General features: G+C 56.6%; 15 protein-coding genes, 1 tRNA gene, 2 pseudogenes and 1 riboswitch. Of the genes and pseudogenes, 9 read left to right on the top strand and 9 right to left on the bottom strand.

What is annotated here, in order from left to right; all coding sequences use genetic code 11:
* Positions 1 to 3 precede the first annotated feature (3 nt).
* From LAC65_RS10165 to mglC, 4 genes and pseudogenes are all read left to right on the top strand, one after another.
* Positions 4 to 606 (top strand): annotated as a pseudogene (locus LAC65_RS10165) (ATP-binding cassette domain-containing protein); the annotation flags it as partial.
* A gap of 53 nt (positions 607 to 659) precedes the next feature.
* A protein-coding gene (locus LAC65_RS10160) for an IS1 family transposase (protein WP_223429336.1) occupies positions 660 to 1,357 on the top strand; the annotation gives its coding sequence in 2 pieces (ribosomal slippage) (positions 660 to 909 and positions 909 to 1,357; 699 coding nt in all).
* Positions 1,358 to 1,373: 16 nt separating this feature from the next.
* Positions 1,374 to 2,300, top strand: a pseudogene (locus LAC65_RS10155) (ATP-binding cassette domain-containing protein); the annotation flags it as partial.
* A gap of 18 nt (positions 2,301 to 2,318) precedes the next feature.
* The gene (gene mglC / locus LAC65_RS10150; RefSeq protein ID WP_039385433.1) at positions 2,319 to 3,329 is read left to right on the top strand and encodes a galactose/methyl galactoside ABC transporter permease MglC; all 1,011 of its coding nucleotides are present in this window, start codon (positions 2,319 to 2,321) and stop codon (positions 3,327 to 3,329) included.
* 67 nt (positions 3,330 to 3,396) lie between these two features.
* Here mglC and sanA read toward each other — a convergent pair whose 3' ends face one another.
* The 6 genes from sanA to metG form a co-directional block, all read right to left on the bottom strand.
* Positions 3,397 to 4,116 carry an outer membrane permeability protein SanA gene (gene sanA, locus LAC65_RS10145; protein WP_039385431.1) on the bottom strand — a complete coding sequence of 240 codons (720 nt, stop codon included), beginning with the start codon at positions 4,114 to 4,116 and terminating at the stop codon, positions 3,397 to 3,399.
* 131 nt (positions 4,117 to 4,247) lie between these two features.
* Positions 4,248 to 5,945, bottom strand: a complete 1,698-nt coding sequence (locus LAC65_RS10140; protein ID WP_039385428.1) for an NAD-dependent malic enzyme — start codon at positions 5,943 to 5,945, stop codon at positions 4,248 to 4,250.
* Positions 5,946 to 6,102: 157 nt separating this feature from the next.
* Positions 6,103 to 6,999 (bottom strand): cytidine deaminase, encoded by an 897-nt coding sequence (gene cdd, locus LAC65_RS10135; RefSeq protein ID WP_039386013.1) that lies wholly within the window; start codon positions 6,997 to 6,999, stop codon positions 6,103 to 6,105.
* Positions 7,000 to 7,123: 124 nt separating this feature from the next.
* Positions 7,124 to 7,816 (bottom strand): CidB/LrgB family autolysis modulator, encoded by a 693-nt coding sequence (locus LAC65_RS10130; protein ID WP_039385427.1) that lies wholly within the window; start codon positions 7,814 to 7,816, stop codon positions 7,124 to 7,126.
* A complete protein-coding gene (locus LAC65_RS10125; RefSeq protein WP_039385425.1) occupies positions 7,809 to 8,195 on the bottom strand; it encodes a CidA/LrgA family protein in 387 nt (128 codons plus the stop codon). Before LAC65_RS10125 ends, LAC65_RS10130 begins: the two co-directional genes overlap by 8 nt.
* A gap of 167 nt (positions 8,196 to 8,362) precedes the next feature.
* Entirely contained in the window at positions 8,363 to 10,396 is a 2,034-nt protein-coding gene (metG, locus tag LAC65_RS10120; RefSeq protein ID WP_039385424.1) for a methionine--tRNA ligase, read from the bottom strand.
* 162 nt (positions 10,397 to 10,558) lie between these two features.
* Here metG and apbC point away from each other — a divergent pair, with 162 nt between their 5' ends.
* Positions 10,559 to 11,671 carry an iron-sulfur cluster carrier protein ApbC gene (gene apbC, locus LAC65_RS10115; RefSeq protein ID WP_039385423.1) on the top strand — a complete coding sequence of 371 codons (1,113 nt, stop codon included), beginning with the start codon at positions 10,559 to 10,561 and terminating at the stop codon, positions 11,669 to 11,671.
* Between the two features lies 1 nt (position 11,672).
* Here the strand turns inward: apbC and LAC65_RS10110 are convergent, their stop codons facing one another.
* Entirely contained in the window at positions 11,673 to 12,119 is a 447-nt protein-coding gene (locus LAC65_RS10110) for a GNAT family N-acetyltransferase (protein ID WP_039386010.1), read from the bottom strand.
* Positions 12,120 to 12,380: 261 nt separating this feature from the next.
* Here LAC65_RS10110 and ahpC point away from each other — a divergent pair, with 261 nt between their 5' ends.
* Both ahpC and ahpF read left to right on the top strand, forming a co-directional pair.
* Entirely contained in the window at positions 12,381 to 12,944 is a 564-nt protein-coding gene (gene ahpC / locus LAC65_RS10105) for an alkyl hydroperoxide reductase subunit C (protein ID WP_039385421.1), read from the top strand.
* Positions 12,945 to 13,015: 71 nt separating this feature from the next.
* Entirely contained in the window at positions 13,016 to 14,584 is a 1,569-nt protein-coding gene (ahpF, locus tag LAC65_RS10100) for an alkyl hydroperoxide reductase subunit F (protein ID WP_039385419.1), read from the top strand.
* Positions 14,585 to 14,640: 56 nt separating this feature from the next.
* Here ahpF and LAC65_RS10095 read toward each other — a convergent pair whose 3' ends face one another.
* Positions 14,641 to 14,844 carry a hypothetical protein gene (locus tag LAC65_RS10095; RefSeq protein ID WP_104085202.1) on the bottom strand — a complete coding sequence of 68 codons (204 nt, stop codon included), beginning with the start codon at positions 14,842 to 14,844 and terminating at the stop codon, positions 14,641 to 14,643.
* A gap of 190 nt (positions 14,845 to 15,034) precedes the next feature.
* A riboswitch (TPP riboswitch) is annotated at positions 15,035 to 15,131 on the top strand.
* Between the two features lie 69 nt (positions 15,132 to 15,200).
* On the opposite strand from LAC65_RS10095, the gene thiD reads away from it, so the two are divergent.
* Positions 15,201 to 16,001 carry a bifunctional hydroxymethylpyrimidine kinase/phosphomethylpyrimidine kinase gene (gene thiD / locus LAC65_RS10090; RefSeq protein WP_039386007.1) on the top strand — a complete coding sequence of 267 codons (801 nt, stop codon included), beginning with the start codon at positions 15,201 to 15,203 and terminating at the stop codon, positions 15,999 to 16,001.
* 58 nt (positions 16,002 to 16,059) lie between these two features.
* Here the strand turns inward: thiD and LAC65_RS10085 are convergent.
* A tRNA-Asn gene (locus tag LAC65_RS10085) sits at positions 16,060 to 16,135 on the bottom strand.
* A 264-nt stretch (positions 16,136 to 16,399) separates the two neighbouring features.
* Between LAC65_RS10085 and LAC65_RS10080 the strand changes: the two genes are divergently transcribed.
* Positions 16,400 to 17,521 (top strand): Gfo/Idh/MocA family protein, encoded by a 1,122-nt coding sequence (locus LAC65_RS10080; protein ID WP_039385417.1) that lies wholly within the window; start codon positions 16,400 to 16,402, stop codon positions 17,519 to 17,521.
* The last annotated feature ends 5 nt before the right edge of the window (positions 17,522 to 17,526 follow it).

The raw sequence follows: 17,526 nt of genomic DNA, 5'->3' as shown, positions 1-17,526 counted from the left end.
ATTATGGCCAGTGAGAATCCGACCACACAGCGTGAATATCTGCTGGAGATGACGAATGTCTCGAAATCATTTCCAGGGGTGAAAGCCTTAGATAATGTGAATTTGAAAGTGCGGCCGCACTCCGTCCATGCCTTAATGGGTGAAAACGGCGCCGGAAAATCGACATTGTTAAAGTGCTTATTTGGCATCTATAAAAAAGATACGGGGAGTATTCTTTTTCAGGGCCAGGAGATTGACTATAAAAGCTCTAAAGAAGCGCTGGAAAATGGCGTCTCAATGGTGCATCAGGAATTAAACCTCGTGCTGCAGCGCAGCGTGATGGATAATATGTGGCTGGGTCGCTACCCGCGTAAAGGGCCATTTGTCGATCAGGACAAAATGTATCGCGATACCAAAGCGATCTTTGATGAACTCGATATTGATATCGATCCGCGCGATAAAGTGGCAAATCTTTCTGTATCGCAGATGCAGATGATTGAAATTGCCAAAGCGTTCTCCTATGATGCCAAAATTGTCATTATGGATGAACCGACCTCTTCGCTGACGGAAAAAGAAGTTAACCACCTGTTTACTATTATTCGTAAACTAAAAGATCGCGGCTGCGGGTGATGCTGCCAACTTACTGATTTAGTGTATGATGGTGTTTTTGAGGTGCTCCCGTGGCTTCTGTTTCTATCAGCTGTCCCTCCTGTTCAGCTACTGACGGGGTGGTGCGTAACGGCAAAAGCACTGCCGGACATCAGCGCTATCTCTGCTCTCACTGCCGTAAAACATGGCAACTGCAGTTCACTTACACCGCTTCTCAACCCGGTACGCACCAGAAAATCATTGATATGGCCATGAATGGTGTTGGATGCCGGGCAACCGCCCGCATTATGGGCGTTGGCCTCAACACGATTTTACGTCACTTAAAAAACTCAGGCCGCAGTCGGTAACCTCGCGCATACAGCCGGGCAGTGATGTGATTGTCTGCGCTGAAATGGACGAACAGTGGGGCTACGTCGGTGCTAAATCACGTCAGCGCTGGCTGTTTTACGCGTATGACAGGATACGGAGGACGGTTGTGGCGCACGTCTTCGGTGAACGCACTCTGGCCACACTGGAGCGTCTTCTGAGCCTGCTGTCGGCCTTTGAGGTCGTGGTATGGATGACGGATGGCTGGCCGCTGTATGAATCCCGCCTGAAGGGAAAGCTGCACGTAATCAGCAAGCGTTACACTCAGCGAATTGAGCGGCATAACCTGAATCTGAGACAACATCTGGCAAGGCTGGGACGGAAGTCACTGTCGTTCTCAAAATCGGTGGAGCTGCATGACAAGGTCATCGGGCATTATCTGAACATAAAACACTATCAGTAAGTTGGAGTCATTACCCGGCTGCGGTATTGTCTATATCTCGCATAAGATGGAAGAGATCTTTCAGCTGTGCGACGAGATCACCATTCTGCGCGACGGACAGTGGATCGCCACTCAGTCGCTGGAAGGGCTGGATATGGATAAGATCATCGCCATGATGGTGGGTCGTTCGCTTAATCAGCGCTTCCCGGATAAGAGCAACGTGCCGGGCGAGGTGATTCTGGAAATCCGCAACCTCACTTCACTGCGTCAGCCCTCGATTCGTGATATCTCATTTGACCTGCATAAAGGAGAGATCCTCGGTATCGCCGGACTGGTGGGTGCCAAGCGTACCGATATCGTTGAGACGCTGTTTGGCATTCGTGAGAAGTCGGGCGGAACTATCCGGCTGCACGGCAAAGCGATCAACAACCACAGTGCAAACGAGGCGATCAACCACGGTTTTGCGCTGGTGACAGAAGAGCGTCGCTCCACCGGGATCTACGCCTATCTCGATATCGGCTTTAACTCGCTTATCTCCAATATTAAAAAATATAAATCCAGTATCGGCCTGCTTGATAATAAGCGTATGAAGAGCGATACCCAGTGGGTTATTGACTCGATGCGGGTAAAAACGCCAGGTCACCATACGCAGATTGGCTCGCTTTCAGGCGGTAACCAGCAGAAGGTCATTATTGGCCGCTGGCTGCTGACCCAGCCGGAAATATTAATGCTTGATGAACCTACGCGCGGTATTGACGTAGGGGCTAAATTTGAAATTTATCAGCTGATTTCAGAACTGGCCAAAAAAGAGAAGGGCATTATTATTATCTCCTCAGAAATGCCAGAGCTGCTGGGTATAACCGATCGTATTCTGGTAATGAGTAACGGTCAGGTAGCCGGTATTGTCGATACAAAAACGACCTCGCAGAATGAAATCCTGCGTTTAGCGTCATTACACCTTTAATGAAGCAAGGGCTTTAAAATGAAAGCGACTACTAAAAAGAATGCGCTAACCTGGTTAAAAGAGGGCGGTATTTACGTCGTCCTGTTTGTTCTGCTGGCGATTATTATTTTCCAGGATCCGACGTTTTTAAGTTTAATGAACCTGAGTAACATCCTGACGCAATCGTCGGTGCGTATTATTATCGCGCTGGGCGTGGCCGGGCTGATTGTGACTCAGGGTACTGACCTCTCCGCCGGGCGGCAGGTTGGCCTGGCGGCGGTAGTGGCGGCGACGCTGCTGCAGTCGATGGATAACGCGAACAAGGTTTTCCCGCATCTGGAAACCATGCCGATTCCGCTGGTTATTCTGGTAGTGTGCATTATCGGCGGCGTGATTGGCCTGGTAAACGGCGTGATCATCGCATACCTCAAGGTAACGCCGTTTATTACCACGCTGGGTACGATGATCATCGTGTATGGTATTAACTCCCTCTACTACGATTTTGTCGGTGCCTCGCCGATCGCCGGCTTTGACGCGGGCTTCTCCACCTTTACCCAGGGTTTCCTGCGCTTTGGTGACTTCAAGCTCTCGTTTATCACCTTTTACGCCATTATCGCTATCGTGTTTGTCTGGATCCTGTGGAATAAAACCCGCTTCGGTAAAAACATTTTTGCGATTGGCGGTAACCCGGAAGCGGCAAAAGTTTCAGGCGTTAACGTGCCGTTCAACCTGATTCTGGTCTATGCCCTGTCAGGTGTGTTCTATGCGTTTGGCGGTCTGCTGGAAGCGGGCCGTATTGGTAGCGCCACCAACAACCTCGGCTTTATGTATGAGCTGGATGCGATTGCCGCCTGCGTGGTGGGCGGCGTCTCCTTCGCCGGCGGTGTGGGTACGGTCGCAGGCGTCGTGACCGGGGTAATTATCTTTACCGTAATCAACTACGGCCTGACTTACATCGGCGTGAACCCTTACTGGCAATACATCATCAAGGGCGGCATCATTATCTTCGCCGTGGCGCTGGATTCACTGAAATACTCGCGCAAGAAATAAGCGTGAAGTAACGGAAAAAGGCTGCGCTGGCGCAGCCTTTTTTTATGGCTGCCGGCCGCAGCAAAGGCTACTTACGCAGCTTCTCTTCCAGCTCCAGCAGCTGTTCAGGCGTGACCGCCGGATAGCTCTGCGCATCTTCCGGCACCGTATGCACTGCCGGAATCGGCACCAGCGGTCCGAGAAAACGCGGCTCGCGCTTCATCAGATAGAGATCGGCCATCGCGCCCAGCCGGGCACCGACTTCGCGCGCGCGCACCGACAGCATATTTTTCGGCGAGGGTACGGCATAGCACTGTGCCTGAATGCCAAGGTGCAGCGCAATGTAGAGCGCCCGCTCGCAGTGAAAGCGCTGGGTGATAATAATGAAGTCGTTGGTGTCAAACACCTTGCGCGTGCGCACAATGGAGTCGAGCGTGCGAAAACCGGCATAATCCAGCACGATATCGGCTGGATCGATGCCAGCTTTAATCAGATCGCGTCGCATGGTGGCGGGCTCGTTATAGCTCTGCTGGGCGTTGTCGCCGCTCAACAGCAGGTAGTTAACTTTGCCGCTGTTATAAGCGTTGAGCGCGCCCTGCATGCGATAGAGGTAATACTGATTAATGACGCCGGCACGATAATATTTCGCGGTGCCCAGTACCACGCCAACCTGACGATGCGGCAGCGAGGCGACATCTTCATAGATAAACGGCGCGGTTTTCCAGCTGATCCAGCGATCAAGGCCGAGCGCGGTCGCCACCATCGCTAAGATGATGATGATCAGAGCAAAGAAAACGCGTTTCAGCATGCGCGCGGCAACTCAACAGGCAGGATTCAGGGTGCTTCAAGGCTACTTGAGCCGGGGCGGCTAAGCAAGCTCACCCCGGCTGGCTGATGTTTTTTTTGGCAGTGCCGGATCGAAATCCGGCGCTGAGGCGATCAGATAGAGGTACGGCGGTAGTGGCGATACTGCGGCAGCCAGAAGTTGTTGTGAACCGCTTTAGAGAGCACATCCTCCGACGTTACCACGGCAACGCCAGCCAGCTGTGCCGCTTTGCCCACTTCCATCGCAATCAGTTTAGAGACGCCCTGAATATCTTTGATCTCCGGCAGGACCGGACCTTCACCGTCGTTAACCAGCGGCGAGCAGTCAGCCAGCGCGCGGCTGGCGGTCATCAGCATGGAATCGGTCACGCGCGTTGCGCCCGCGGCAATCACGCCGAGTCCGATGCCCGGGAAGATATAGGAGTTGTTGCACTGGGCAATCGGATAGGTTTTGCCTTTCCAGGTCACCGGTGAGAACGGGCTGCCGGTGGCAACCAGCGCGGCACCGTCGGTCCAGGCGATGATATCCGCCGGCGTCGCTTCCACGCGTGACGTCGGGTTAGAGAGCGGCATCACGATAGGGCGTTTGCAGTGCTTATGCATCTCGCGAATGATCTCTTCGGTAAACAGGCCTGGCTGGCCCGATACGCCGATCAGAATATCGGGCTGCGCGTTGCGCACCACATCCAGCAGCGAAATCGTGTCGCTGGTGACGTCCCAGGCTTTCAGATTGTCACTTTTCTGCACCAGCCTGCTCTGGAAGTCGAGCAGGTTTGGCAGCTTGTCGGTGAGCAGACCAAAGCGGTCAACCATCATGACGCGCGAACGCGCTTCATCATCGCTCAGTCCTTCAGATTTCATCTGCGCAACGATCTGTTCAGCGATACCACAGCCTGCAGAACCGGCGCCGAGGAAGACCACTTTCTGCTCGCACAGGCGGCTGCCTGCGGCGCGGCTGGCGGCAATCAGGGTACCAACGGTAACGGCTGCGGTGCCCTGAATATCGTCGTTGAAGCAGCAGATTTCATCGCGATAGCGCTGCAGCAGCGGCATAGCGTTTTTCTGTGCAAAATCTTCGAACTGCAGCAGGACGTTTGGCCAGCGACGTTTCACCGCCTGAATAAATTCATTCACAAACGACTCATACTCTTCGCCGCTAATGCGCGGATGACGCCAGCCCATATAGAGCGGGTCGTTGAGCAGCTGCGGGTTATTGGTTCCGACATCCAGCACCACCGGCAGGGTATAAGCCGGACTAATGCCGCCGCAGGCGGTATAGAGCGACAGTTTACCAATCGGAATACCCATGCCGCCGATGCCGAGGTCGCCCAGGCCCAGAATGCGCTCGCCATCCGTGACCACAATAACCTTCACATTCTGCTTGGTGGCGTTCTGCAGCATGTCTTCGATGCGATCGCGATTGTTGTAGGAGATAAATACGCCGCGCGCGCGACGGTAAATTTCGGAGAAGTGCTCGCATGCCGCGCCCACGGTCGGGGTGTAGATAATCGGCATCATCTCTTCCAGATGATTATCCAGCAGGCGGTAGAACAGGGTTTCGTTGGTATCCTGGATATTGCGCAGATAGACGTGCTTGTCGTTGTTGTTTTTGAAATCCAGGAACTGACGCCAGGCGCGTTCCGCCTGCTCTTCAATAGTCTCAACCGCATCCGGCAGCAGGCCATTAAGATTAAATTCGTTTCGCTCTTCCAGAGAGAAGGCGCTGCCTTTATTCAGCAGCGGAAATTCCAGCAGAATCGGACCCGCATAGGGGATATAGAGCGGGCGTTTACTTTCGTACTCGAGTTCCATGCAATGTTTGCTCCGGTTGCAGTGTTTGCTGACGTATCGCTACGAAAAGGTCACGCCAGATCTGATTATTGTGAAGGTCTGGCGCCCGATCCTATGAAAATTCCGGCAGATGTACAGCTTTTGTTAACAGCAGGTCACAAAAGCGGTAAAAGGATCACTAAACGGATGTTTTTGAAACTAAAGTAATCGTCAGCTCACGGCAGCCGAGCGCGGCCAGCGTCGCCCGCGTGGCGTCCGCCTGCGTCAGCGTACCCTCTGCAGACTCGGCCAGCGCCGCGCGGCGAATAGTTTCCAGCGGTTCATGATGCATATTCATCAGGATCAGCGCGGCCTGCAGCGGCGGCAGGCTCGGGTTGAAGGCGGCATTCTCCGCATAGCGGCCGCTGTAAATGGCGCCGCTGTGGCTCTCCAGTGCCACGCCGCTGTAGCTGAAGCTATAAGGCGCGTGGCTCTGGCTGGCAGCCCGGATTGCCGCCTGCTGCAGCGCATCGCCGGCAGGAGCAAAGGCATGGTCAACCGGCGTCATCAGCCGTTCGGTAATATTGAGGTCGGCAGGACCAAATGCATCGGGCAGGTAGTGGGCCAGCGTGTTCACGTCACGGCCCGGCAGACTGATACGGATCGCCGTACCGCTGTTCAGCTCATTCATAAACTGACGGCAGTGGCCACACGGCGTGTAGTTTACGGTGATGGCCGCCAGCGCCGTTTCACCGCGCAGCCAGGCGTGGGTAATCGCGCTCTGCTCAGCGTGTACCGTCTGCTGCATCGTGGCGCCGCGAAACTCCATGTTTGCCCCAAAATACCAGTGGCCGCTGACGCCACGCGCGATAGCGCCAACGTTAAAGCGCGAGAGCGGCGCAACCGCACAGCAGGCGGCGAGCGGCAGGAGCGCCAGCGCCAGCGCATCCTCTTCCAGTCCGGTGACCTGCTGCAGCTGTATCAACTCGTCAGGGCGGAGCACGCCGTGAAAATCGGGCGCGTCCAGCAGCGGCTGCAGCGCCTGCTGCAGGGCAGCCGGCAGGTCGGAGAAAGCGGAAGAGAATCGTGGGTGCATGGTGTCAGGCCTCATTAACTCATCAGCGGCGGGGCGCCGCCTGCTGAGTTATATGTGATCCATGTCGCTATGACAATGCAAGCTCATTGAGTTGTTTCAACTTTGCGAGATCTCTCGCAAACTTTCAGCCAAACCACGCCAGCAGCAGCGGAAAGATAAACGGTGCCAGTAAAGAGGTAATGATGCCGCAGATCACCAGCGCCAGTGAACTGAACGCCCCTTCCTGATAGTCGATTTCCGCCGCGCGCGCCGTGCCCAGCGCATGTGACGCGTTGCCAATCGCCAGGCCGCGCGATGCTTTGCTGCGAATGCGCAGCAGGTTCAGCAGCATGTGCCCGAATACGGCACCAAATACGCCCGCGATCAGCACGCAGATAGCGCTGATGGCCGGAATACCGTGCAGCGAGGCAGAGACCGCCATCGCAATCGGGGTGGTGACTGACTTGGGCAGGAGCGTCGCGGCGATCTCCGGTGTGGCGCCCAGCCACAGCGCCATCGCCGTGCCGGATACCATGGCGGTCAGGCTGCCAATAAAGCAGACGCTGATGATGGTTTTCCAGCGTGCGCGGATCTGATGCATCTGCTCATAGAGCGGCAGCGCTAAGGCCACGACTGCCGGTTGCAGCAGCTGATTCAGCAGTGCGCTGCCGGCAAAATAGCGCGTATAGGGGGTATGCGTGAGCAGCAGCAGCGGGATAATGATGGCCATAGCCACCAGCAGCGGATTAATCAGCGAGATTTTGAGCTTTGCCGCCAGCCGGCGCGCCACAAAATAAGCAGCCAGCGTCAGCGGCAGAGACCACCAGGCGTCACTCATGCGGCTGCTCCTGTTTCGGGCGCTGCAGGCGTTCAGCGCTAAAACCCACCACCACCAGCACCATCAGCGTACTGGTGAGGCAGGAGACCACAATCGGCCCAAACTGCGCGGAAAGTACATCGGTATAGCTGATGACGCCGACGCTTATCGGTACAAACAGCAGCGCCATATAGCGGATCAGCAGATGGCAGCCGGGCTTTACCCAGCGGACCGGCAGAATTTGCAGCCCCAGTAGTAAAAACAGCAGCAGCATACCGATAATACTGCCGGGAATAGTAAAGGGAAGCAGGGCGGCGAGCGCGATACCGGCATAGAGCGCGGCATAGATAATCATAAAGGCGCGCAGATAGCGCCAGCAGGCAGTTAACACGTCAGACATCTCCGGCTTCGGTCATCTGTTTTACATCATACGCATTACGCGCTTAGCGTGCCAGAGTCCGGCCTGGCTGCGCTGCAGAACTGGCGCAGAGGGGCGTTCAGGAAAGGGACGGGAGCGGGAAAGCAGCCCTCTCCGGCACGGAGAGGGCTGTAAACAAAGAAAAGCGATTACTTAACCGGCATGCCTGGCTGTGCGCCGCTGTCCACCGAGAGCACGAACAGATCGCTGCCGCCAGAGCCGGCTGAGAGCACCATCCCTTCCGATACGCCAAAGCGCATCTTACGCGGTGCCAGGTTGGCCACGATAATGGTCATCTTGCCCACCAGTACCGAAGGATCGGGGTAGGCAGCACGAATGCCGGAGAAGATCTGACGCTTCTCACCGCCGAGATCGAGCTGCAGGCGCAGCAGCTTGTCTGAACCCTCAACCAGTTCCGCCTGCTCAATCAGCGCCACGCGCATATCGACTTTGGCGAAATCATCAATGGTGATGGTGTCGCCAATCGGCGCGTCAGCGAGCGGGCCGCTTACGGCAGGCTGACTGGCTGCCGCCGCATCCTCTTTCGATGCCTCAATCAGCGCCTCCACTTTTGCCATCTCAATGCGGCCATAGAGCGCTTTGAACGGTGCCACGCTGTGATTCAGCAGCGGCTGCGCGATGCCATCCCAGCTCAGTTCGCTCTGCAGAAACGCCTCAGCACGCTCGCTCAGCGACGGCAGTACCGGCTTCAGCCAGGTCATCAGCACGCGGAACAGGTTGATGCCCATTGAGCAGATCGCCTGCAGATCAGCGTCGCGGCCTTCCTGTTTCGCCACCACCCACGGTGCCTGCTCATCAACATAGCGGTTCGCCAGATCGGCCAGCGTCATGATCTCACGGATAGCGCGGTTATATTCACGGTTCGCCCACGCCTCGCCAATCTTCTCTGATGCGGCCACAAAGGTCTGATACAGCGCCGGATCGGCGAGTTCAGCGGCCAGCTCGCCGTTAAAGCGTTTGGTGATAAAACCAGCGTTGCGCGAAGCCAGGTTAACGACTTTGTTCACTACGTCAGCGTTAACGCGCTGCACGAAATCTTCCAGATTCAGGTCGATATCATCAATGCGCGAAGAGAGCTTGGCCGCGTAGTAGTAGCGCAGGCTGTCGGCATCAAGATGCTTCAGCCAGGTGCTGGCTTTGATAAAGGTGCCGCGCGATTTTGACATCTTCGCGCCGTTTACCGTGACATAGCCATGCACAAACAGGTTGGTCGGCTTGCGGAAACCGCTGCCTTCCAGCATTGCCGGCCAGAACAGGCTGTGGAAATAGACGATATCTTTACCGATAAAGTGATAAAGCTCGGTCGCGGAATCTTTCTGCCAGAATTCGCTGAAGTCGATATCGCCGCGCTTGTCGCACAGGTTCTTGAACGAGCCCATGTAGCCGATTGGCGCATCCAGCCAGACGTAGAAATATTTGCCCGGCGCGTCCGGGATCTCAAAGCCAAAGTAGGGCGCATCGCGGGAGATATCCCACTGCTGCAGTCCCGACTCAAACCACTCCTGCATCTTATTGGCGACCTGCTCCTGCAGCGCGCCGGAACGCGTCCACGCCTGCAGCATCTCGCTGAACGCCGGCAGATCAAAGAAGAAGTGCTCGGAGTCACGCAGTACCGGCGTAGCACCGGATACCACCGACTTTGGCTCAATCAGCTCGGTCGGGCTGTAGGTGGCGCTGCACACTTCGCAGTTATCGCCATACTGATCGGCCGCTTTACATTTCGGGCAGGTGCCTTTCACAAAGCGATCGGGCAGGAACATCCCTTTTTCCGGATCGTAGAGCTGCGAAATGGTGCGCTTCTTAATAAAGCCATTTTCATTCAGGCGCGTGTAGATCACCTCAGCCAGCTGACGATTCTCATCGGCATGCGTTGAGTGATAGTTGTCATAGCTGATATTAAAGCCGGCGAAGTCAGTTTCATGCTCCTGCTTCATATCGGCGATCATCTGCTCCGGCGTAACGCCCAGCTGCTGTGCTTTCAGCATAATCGGCGTGCCGTGCGCATCGTCTGCGCAGATGAAGTAAACCTGGTTGCCACGCATTCGCTGGTAACGGACCCATACATCAGCCTGGATGTGTTCCAGCATGTGACCAAGATGGATAGAGCCGTTTGCGTACGGCAGGGCGCACGTTACCAGTAATTTTTTAGCGACTTGAGTCATGATTTGCGTAGCTTTCCGTTAATGAAAAATCGGGGTTAGATGTTAACCGAAGCACCCTCCGGCGTAAACACAGGAGGCGCGTCGCGCTCTTTTTCGCGCTGCTCTGATATGATTGACCTTATACCGCTACATTCTGGCGTCATGATGAAATAAGGAGAGGGGATGAGCACACAATCCCGGGATTATCATTCACCTGAAGCGTTGCGTGCCGTGGTCAGCGGCGTGCTGAGCGCATTTACGCACCCCACGCTGCAGCAGAATCTCACTACGCTGAAAGCGCTGCGGCACGTGGCGCTGCTGGATGAAAAACTGCATATCGAGCTGGTTATGCCGTTTATCTGGCGCAGCGCGTTTGAGGATCTCAAAGCGCAGGTCAGCGCGGAGCTGCTGCGGCTGACGCAGGCGCGCGCCATCGACTGGCGTCTGCGTCACGATATCGCCACCCTGAAGCGGGTAAAAAATCAGCCGGGCGTGAACGGCGTGAAAAATATCATTGCGGTCAGCTCCGGCAAAGGCGGCGTCGGCAAGTCGAGTACGGCGGTTAACATGGCGCTGGCGCTGGCCGCCGAAGGGGCGCGCGTGGGGCTGCTGGATGCGGATATTTACGGTCCCTCCATTCCGAATATGCTGGGAACGGAAGCGGAGCGTCCGACATCGCCTGACGGCACGCACATGGCACCGATTATGGCGCACGGGCTCGCGACCAACTCAATTGGCTATCTGGTTACGGACGATAATGCGATGGTGTGGCGCGGACCGATGGCGAGCAAGGCGCTGCTGCAGCTGCTCAACGAGACGCTGTGGCCCGACCTCGACTATCTGGTTCTCGATATGCCGCCCGGCACCGGCGATATCCAGCTGACGCTGGCGCAGAGCGTACCCGTCACCGGCGCCGTGGTGGTGACCACCCCGCAGGATATCGCGCTGCTGGACGCGCGCAAAGGCATCGTGATGTTTGAAAAAGTAGCGGTGCCGGTGCTGGGAGTGGTGGAGAACATGAGCATGCATATCTGCAGTGAGTGTGGCCATCATGAGCCTGTTTTCGGCACCGGCGGGGCTGAGCGGCTGGTGCAGGATTACCACACCCGCCTGCTGGCACAGCTGCCGCTGCATATTCACCTGCGGGAGGATCTGGATGACGGGACGCCTACGGTGATCCGCCGGCCAGAGAGCGACTTTACCGCCCTCTATCGCCAGCTGGCGGGGCGCGTAGCCGCTCAGCTTTACTGGCAGGGTGAGGTGATCCCGGGCGATATCGCCTTCCGGGCGGTGTAGCTCACGCCGTTTCGCTGGCGCGCCCCGCCAGCGGATAGTGCATCAGCACATAGGTACCCTGTTCGCCTTCGCCGCTGGCGACGCGCTGCCAGCCGTGATGCTGGTAGAACGCCAGCGCGGCCCGGTTCGCAGCCAGACATTTCAGCGCGCCGGTTGAGGTAAAGCGTGCCGTAACCTGCTGCAGCAGCGCGCTGCCCACACCCTGACCCTGATACGCCGGGTCAACATAGAGGCTGTGCAGAAAATTGTCGTTATCGAGAATGCCGGCAAAACCCGCGCGTTCGCCGCCGATCTCCGCTACCAGCACCGTTTCACCCAGGATCACCGCATCAAAATCCTCCAGCTGCCACGCATCACCGTTAAGCCACGTCCAGCTGTGCCGGCGCGCGGCGAGAAACAGCGTGCGCAGAAACGGGCGATCGCTCTCCTGAAAAGGTCGGATATTCACGTGCGGGGTCTCCTGAATCGCAAGCATCGCTTATGGCACGCGGTCATGCGTGCCAGCCTGTAAAAAAAATAGCAGTTTAGCCGCATTCTGAGAAAGCCTGTTATCGCCGCCGCTTTTCTGTGTAGAATGCCGCGGCAAGCCGCACCGGATCTGGTCTCGCTGCATTGATAGCTTTTGTTTATCTGATTGATAACGTCTGCGTATTAGCACCTGGCCTGAAAAAACTGTAGCCTGCATCACATCTTTTTAACGGAGGTCACTATGTCAATCATTAACACCAAAATTAAACCGTTCAAAAACGCAGCGTTCAAAAACGGCGAATTCATCGACGTAACCGAGAAAGACGTTGAAGGTAAATGGAGTGTTTTCTTCTTCTACCCGGCTGACTTCACCTTCGTATGCCCGACCGAACTGGGTGACGTTGCAGACCACTACGAAGAGTTCCAGAAACTGGGCGTAGATATCTACTCCGTTTCTACTGACACGCACTTTACCCACAAAGCCTGGCACGGTTCTTCCGAGACCATCGGTAAGATTCAGTATGCCATGATCGGCGATCCAACCGGCGCGCTGACCCGCAACTTTGAAATTATGCGTGAGGCAGAAGGTCTGGCCGATCGCGGTACGTTCATCGTTGACCCGGAAGGCATCATCCAGGCGATCGAAATCACTGCTGAAGGTATTGGCCGCGATGCCTCTGACCTGCTGCGCAAAGTGAAAGCTGCACAGTACGTGGCTTCTCACCCAGGCGAAGTTTGCCCGGCTAAATGGAAAGAGGGCGACGCCACGCTGGCTCCGTCACTGGACCTGGTCGGTAAAATCTAAGTTACCTGACGCCATTCGGTCTCTTTTTTATCGGGTGCTGCGGCACCCGATTTTCTTCACAGGAACTCACTATGCTCGACACCAATTTAAAAACCCAGCTTAAGGCTTACCTTGAGAAACTAACGAAACCGGTTGAGTTGATTGCTACCCTGGATGAGGGCACCAAATCTGCTGAGATCCGTACGCTGTTAGCAGATATTGCCGCGCTCTCTGACAAAGTCAGCTTCCGTGAAGAGAACGATCGTCCGGTACGCAAACCGTCGTTTCTGATCACCAACCCAGGCAGCCAGAGCGGTCCGCGCTTTGCCGGCTCGCCGATGGGTCATGAATTTACGTCACTGGTGCTGGCGCTACTCCAGACCGGTGGACACCCCTCTAAAGAGGCGCAGAGTCTGCTGGATCAGGTGATGTCACTTGATACCGATCTGCACTTTGAAACCTACTACTCGCTCTCCTGCCATAACTGCCCGGATGTGGTGCAGGCGCTGAACCTGATGGCGGTACTGAATCCGCGTATCAGCCACACCGCCATTGATGGTGGCGTGTTCCAGAATGAAATTACCGAGCGCAACGTCATGGGCGTGCCGGCCGTCTATCTGAACGGCAAAGAGTTTGGACAGGGCCGCATGAGCCTGGCCGAAATCGTCGGAAAAGTTGATACCAACGCTGACAAGCGTGCGGCAGAAGAGCTGAATAAGCGTGATGCTTATGAAGTCCTGATTATCGGCAGCGGTCCGGCAGGCGCCGCAGCGGCTATCTACTCCGCGCGTAAAGGTATTCGCACCGGCCTGATGGGCGAGCGTTTTGGTGGTCAGGTACTGGATACGGTAGATATTGAAAACTACATCTCTGTATCAAAAACAGAAGGGGCGAAGCTGGCGGGTTCACTGCGCGCGCACGTCGATGATTACGCGGTAGATGTGATTGACACACAGAGCGCGATTAAACTGATTCCCGCCGCGCAGGAAGGGGGATTGCACGCCATTGAAACCGCTTCCGGCGCGGTGCTGAAATCACGCAGCATCATCATCGCCACCGGCGCGCGCTGGCGCAACATGGGCGTACCGGGCGAAGATCAGTATCGCACCAAAGGCGTGACCTATTGCCCGCACTGCGACGGCCCGCTGTTTAAAGGCAAGCGTACCGCGGTTATCGGCGGCGGTAACTCCGGCGTGGAAGCGGCCATCGATCTGGCCGGTATTGTTGAGCACGTTACGCTGCTGGAGTTTGCCGGCGAAATGCGCGCTGACAAAGTGCTGCAGGATAAACTGCGCAGCCTGAAAAACGTCGACGTGATCCTTAACGCCCAGACCACCGAAGTTAAAGGCGACGGCAGCAAAGTCACCGGGCTGGCGTATCTGGATCGCACCACCCAGACCACGCACGAGCTGGCGCTGAGCGGCATCTTTGTTCAGATTGGTCTGCTGCCTAATACCGGCTTCCTTGAAGGCGCAGTAGAGCGCAACCGCATGGGTGAAGTGATTATCGATGCGAAGTGCGAAACCAGCCTGAAAGGCGTATTTGCCGCCGGCGACTGCACCACGGTGCCGTATAAGCAGATTATCATCGCCAGCGGCGAGGGCGCTAAAGCGTCACTCAGCGCCTTTGATTATCTGATCCGCACCCAGCCAGCACAGTAAATCTCGCTGTCCGGCCCGCGCCCCGCACCTTGCTGCGGGGCTTTTTTTGCGCTAAATCAGCCGAGCCAGCGGCGCGCTTCGCTATCGCTGAGGTCGCGGTAGTAGAGCTTATGCAGCTGCACACCACAGCTGCGACAGCGCGCGGTGATAAAGGTAGCCTGACAGTAACGTCCGGCAGGATTCAAGACGCCGTGGCGGCTGATGGTAATCTGATGCCAGCGGTGAGCGTGCGGAATAAGATGGCGCAGCAGGTTAAGCATGGTGATATCCGGCAGGGTGATCCGGCAGCAGATTAAGCATGCTGCCGCGTTGTCGCGGCTTGCGCTGTATCAATAAACCGGTCACTCCAGCGGTCTGTCTGCTTCTGCTACCGCGCAGATCAAGCTTTCTGCTCTCTGCGGCTTGCTTCGTGCGATCGCTTCCCCTAAGCTGCCGGTGTGTCGTAACAGACACCATGACTCGGGGTGCCCTTCTTTGTGAAGGCTGAGAAATACCCGTATTACCTGATCTGGATAATGCCAGCGTAGGGAAGTCAGATGCCTGCGCGCATTCGCCTTCCTGTACGCCTGACAGGAGCGCTATGATGACCCACCCTTCCTCTGTTTTACCGCGCGGCTTGCCCCGTATAAATGCCCTGACCATTGCCGGCACCGATCCCAGCGGCGGCGCGGGCATTCAGGCCGATCTCAAAACCTTTTCTGCGCTCAGCGCCTACGGCACCAGCGTTATTACCGCGCTGGTGGCGCAAAACACCTGTGGCGTACAGTCGGTCTGTTACATTTCACCGGCGTTTGTCGCCGCCCAGCTGGATTCGGTGCTGAGCGATATCCGTATCGATACGGCAAAAATCGGCATGCTGGCAGAGAGCGCTATTGTGGCGGTGGTGGCAGAGAAACTGGCGCGTGCGCGGCTGCCGTTTGTGGTGCTGGATACGGTAATGATTGCCAAAAGCGGCGATGCGCTGCTGGCGCCAGAGGCGGTGGCGGCGATGCGTGAGCGGCTGCTGCCGCAGGTTTCGCTGATCACGCCTAATCTGCCGGAAGCCGCGGCGCTGCTGGAAACAACACCTGCCCGCGATGAGCGCACCATGCAGCAGCAGGGGGAGGGGCTGCTCGATCTCGGCTGTGCCGCGGTGCTGATGAAAGGGGGACATCTGGAGGATGCGGAAAGCCCGGACTGGCTGATTACCCGCAGCGGACGTTTCCGCTTTACGGCCCCGCGCGTAGCGACGCGCCATACTCACGGCACCGGCTGTACCCTCTCGGCGGCGCTGGCAGCGCTGCGGCCGCGTCATGAGAGCTGGGCTGATACGGTGACGGCGGCAAAAGGCTGGCTGCAGCAGGCGCTACTGCAGGCCGATTCGCTGGAGGCAGGAAAGGGCATCGGGCCGGTGCACCACTTTCATCACTGGTGGTAGGGCGGATAACACGCAGGCATAAAAAAAGCAGCCTTACAGGCTGCTTTTTTTAAGAATCTGGCTCCTCTGACTGGACTCGAACCAGTGACATACGGATTAACAGTCCGCCGTTCTACCGACTGAACTACAGAGGAATTGTGTGGAACGGGGCGCATAATATCGGGCAGCCTGCTGCGTGTCAAAGCCCTTTTGCAAAATTTTTACTGACTGCTGAATAAACCGCCACTGCCTGACTTAATGTGAGGAATATCACCAAAGTACTGCAAAATTACAGCGGGATTTGTTGATTTTGTCGTGTGCTCCACATCAATGATCACAGATATTTCATTTCGCCATTGTGGCGCTAAAAAATGAAACATATATTCCGCGAAACCTCCTCCACTTTTCACGGGTGCAGCATGAACAGAGTCAGAATCGGAATGATCGGCAGCGGATATATCGGGCGGTGTCACGCTATCGCCTATGCGCAGGCGCCCACGGTGTTTGCCCTGAAAGGTGAGATCGTGCGGGAGATGCTGGCTGAAGTCGATCCGGCACTGGCGGCAAAGCAGGCGGCCACGTTTGGCTTCGCCCGCTCCACCGGCGACTGGCGCGAGCTGGTCAGCGATCCGCAGATCGACGTTGTCGATATCTGCGCGCCCAACTTCCTGCATAAAGAGATGGCGCTGGAGGCGATCCGCCACGGCAAACATGTCTACTCGGAAAAGCCGCTGTCGCTGAGCGTGGCGGATGCAGAGGAGATGGTGCAGGCGGCAGAGCGGGCGGGTGTAAAAACGCTGGTGGGTTTTAATTACATGAAAAATCCGACCAGCCAGCTGGCGCGGGAGATCATCGCGCGCGGCGAGATTGGTGAAGTGGTGCACTTTTACGGCACGCATAATGAAGATTACCTCGCCAGCCCGCAGACGCCGCTGGACTGGCACTGTCAGAAAAAACTGGCAGGGCTGGGCGCACTCGGCGATCTGGCCGCGCACATCGTCAATATGGCGCACTATCTGGTGGGCGACATTGAGGAGGTCAGTGGCGACATGATGACGGTAATCGCGCAGCGCCCCGACCCTAAAAATCCTGCGCGTCTGCTGCCGGTAGAGAATGAGGATCAGGCCAGCGCGCTGCTGCGCTTCAGCAATGGCGCGCACGGCGTGATTGAGACTTCACGTATTGCCTGTGGCAGCAAGATGGGGCTGACCTATGTGGTCACCGGCACCCGGGGTACGCTGCGCTATACCCAGGAGCGTATGGCCGAGCTGGCGCTCTATATCCACGACGAACCAGCCGGACGGCAGGGCTTTAAAACACTGCTCACCGGACCGGCGCATCCCGACTACGCCAGCTTCTGCGTCTCCGCCGGGCACGGTATCGGGTTTAACGATCAGAAAACCGTGGAGATCCGCGATCTGATCAACGGCATTGCGGCAGGCGATCGCATGTGGCCAGACTTTGCCGAAGGGTTACAGGTACAGAAAGTGCTGGAAGCCATCGCAGTTTCGGCGGCTGAGCGGCGCTGGATGAAGGTGTAACGCGG

Source organism: Pantoea eucrina (assembly GCF_020079945.1).
GTDB lineage: Bacteria > Pseudomonadota > Gammaproteobacteria > Enterobacterales > Enterobacteriaceae > Pantoea > Pantoea eucrina.
Note: the sequence above shows the minus strand (reverse complement) of the source record. Positions and strands in the feature narration are given on the sequence as shown.

Coding starts and splice junctions, on each gene's coding strand:
- mglC (WP_039385433.1), top strand. CDS start 2,319: ATGAAAGCGACTACTAAAAAGAATGCGCTAACCTGGTTAAAAGAGGGC.
- sanA (WP_039385431.1), bottom strand. CDS start 4,116: ATGCTGAAACGCGTTTTCTTTGCTCTGATCATCATCATCTTAGCGATG.
- LAC65_RS10140 (WP_039385428.1), bottom strand. CDS start 5,945: ATGGAACTCGAGTACGAAAGTAAACGCCCGCTCTATATCCCCTATGCG.
- cdd (WP_039386013.1), bottom strand. CDS start 6,999: ATGCACCCACGATTCTCTTCCGCTTTCTCCGACCTGCCGGCTGCCCTG.
- LAC65_RS10130 (WP_039385427.1), bottom strand. CDS start 7,816: ATGAGTGACGCCTGGTGGTCTCTGCCGCTGACGCTGGCTGCTTATTTT.
- LAC65_RS10125 (WP_039385425.1), bottom strand. CDS start 8,195: ATGTCTGACGTGTTAACTGCCTGCTGGCGCTATCTGCGCGCCTTTATG.
- metG (WP_039385424.1), bottom strand. CDS start 10,396: ATGACTCAAGTCGCTAAAAAATTACTGGTAACGTGCGCCCTGCCGTAC.
- apbC (WP_039385423.1), top strand. CDS start 10,559: ATGAGCACACAATCCCGGGATTATCATTCACCTGAAGCGTTGCGTGCC.
- ahpC (WP_039385421.1), top strand. CDS start 12,381: ATGTCAATCATTAACACCAAAATTAAACCGTTCAAAAACGCAGCGTTC.
- ahpF (WP_039385419.1), top strand. CDS start 13,016: ATGCTCGACACCAATTTAAAAACCCAGCTTAAGGCTTACCTTGAGAAA.
- LAC65_RS10095 (WP_104085202.1), bottom strand. CDS start 14,844: ATGCTTAACCTGCTGCGCCATCTTATTCCGCACGCTCACCGCTGGCAT.
- LAC65_RS10080 (WP_039385417.1), top strand. CDS start 16,400: ATGAACAGAGTCAGAATCGGAATGATCGGCAGCGGATATATCGGGCGG.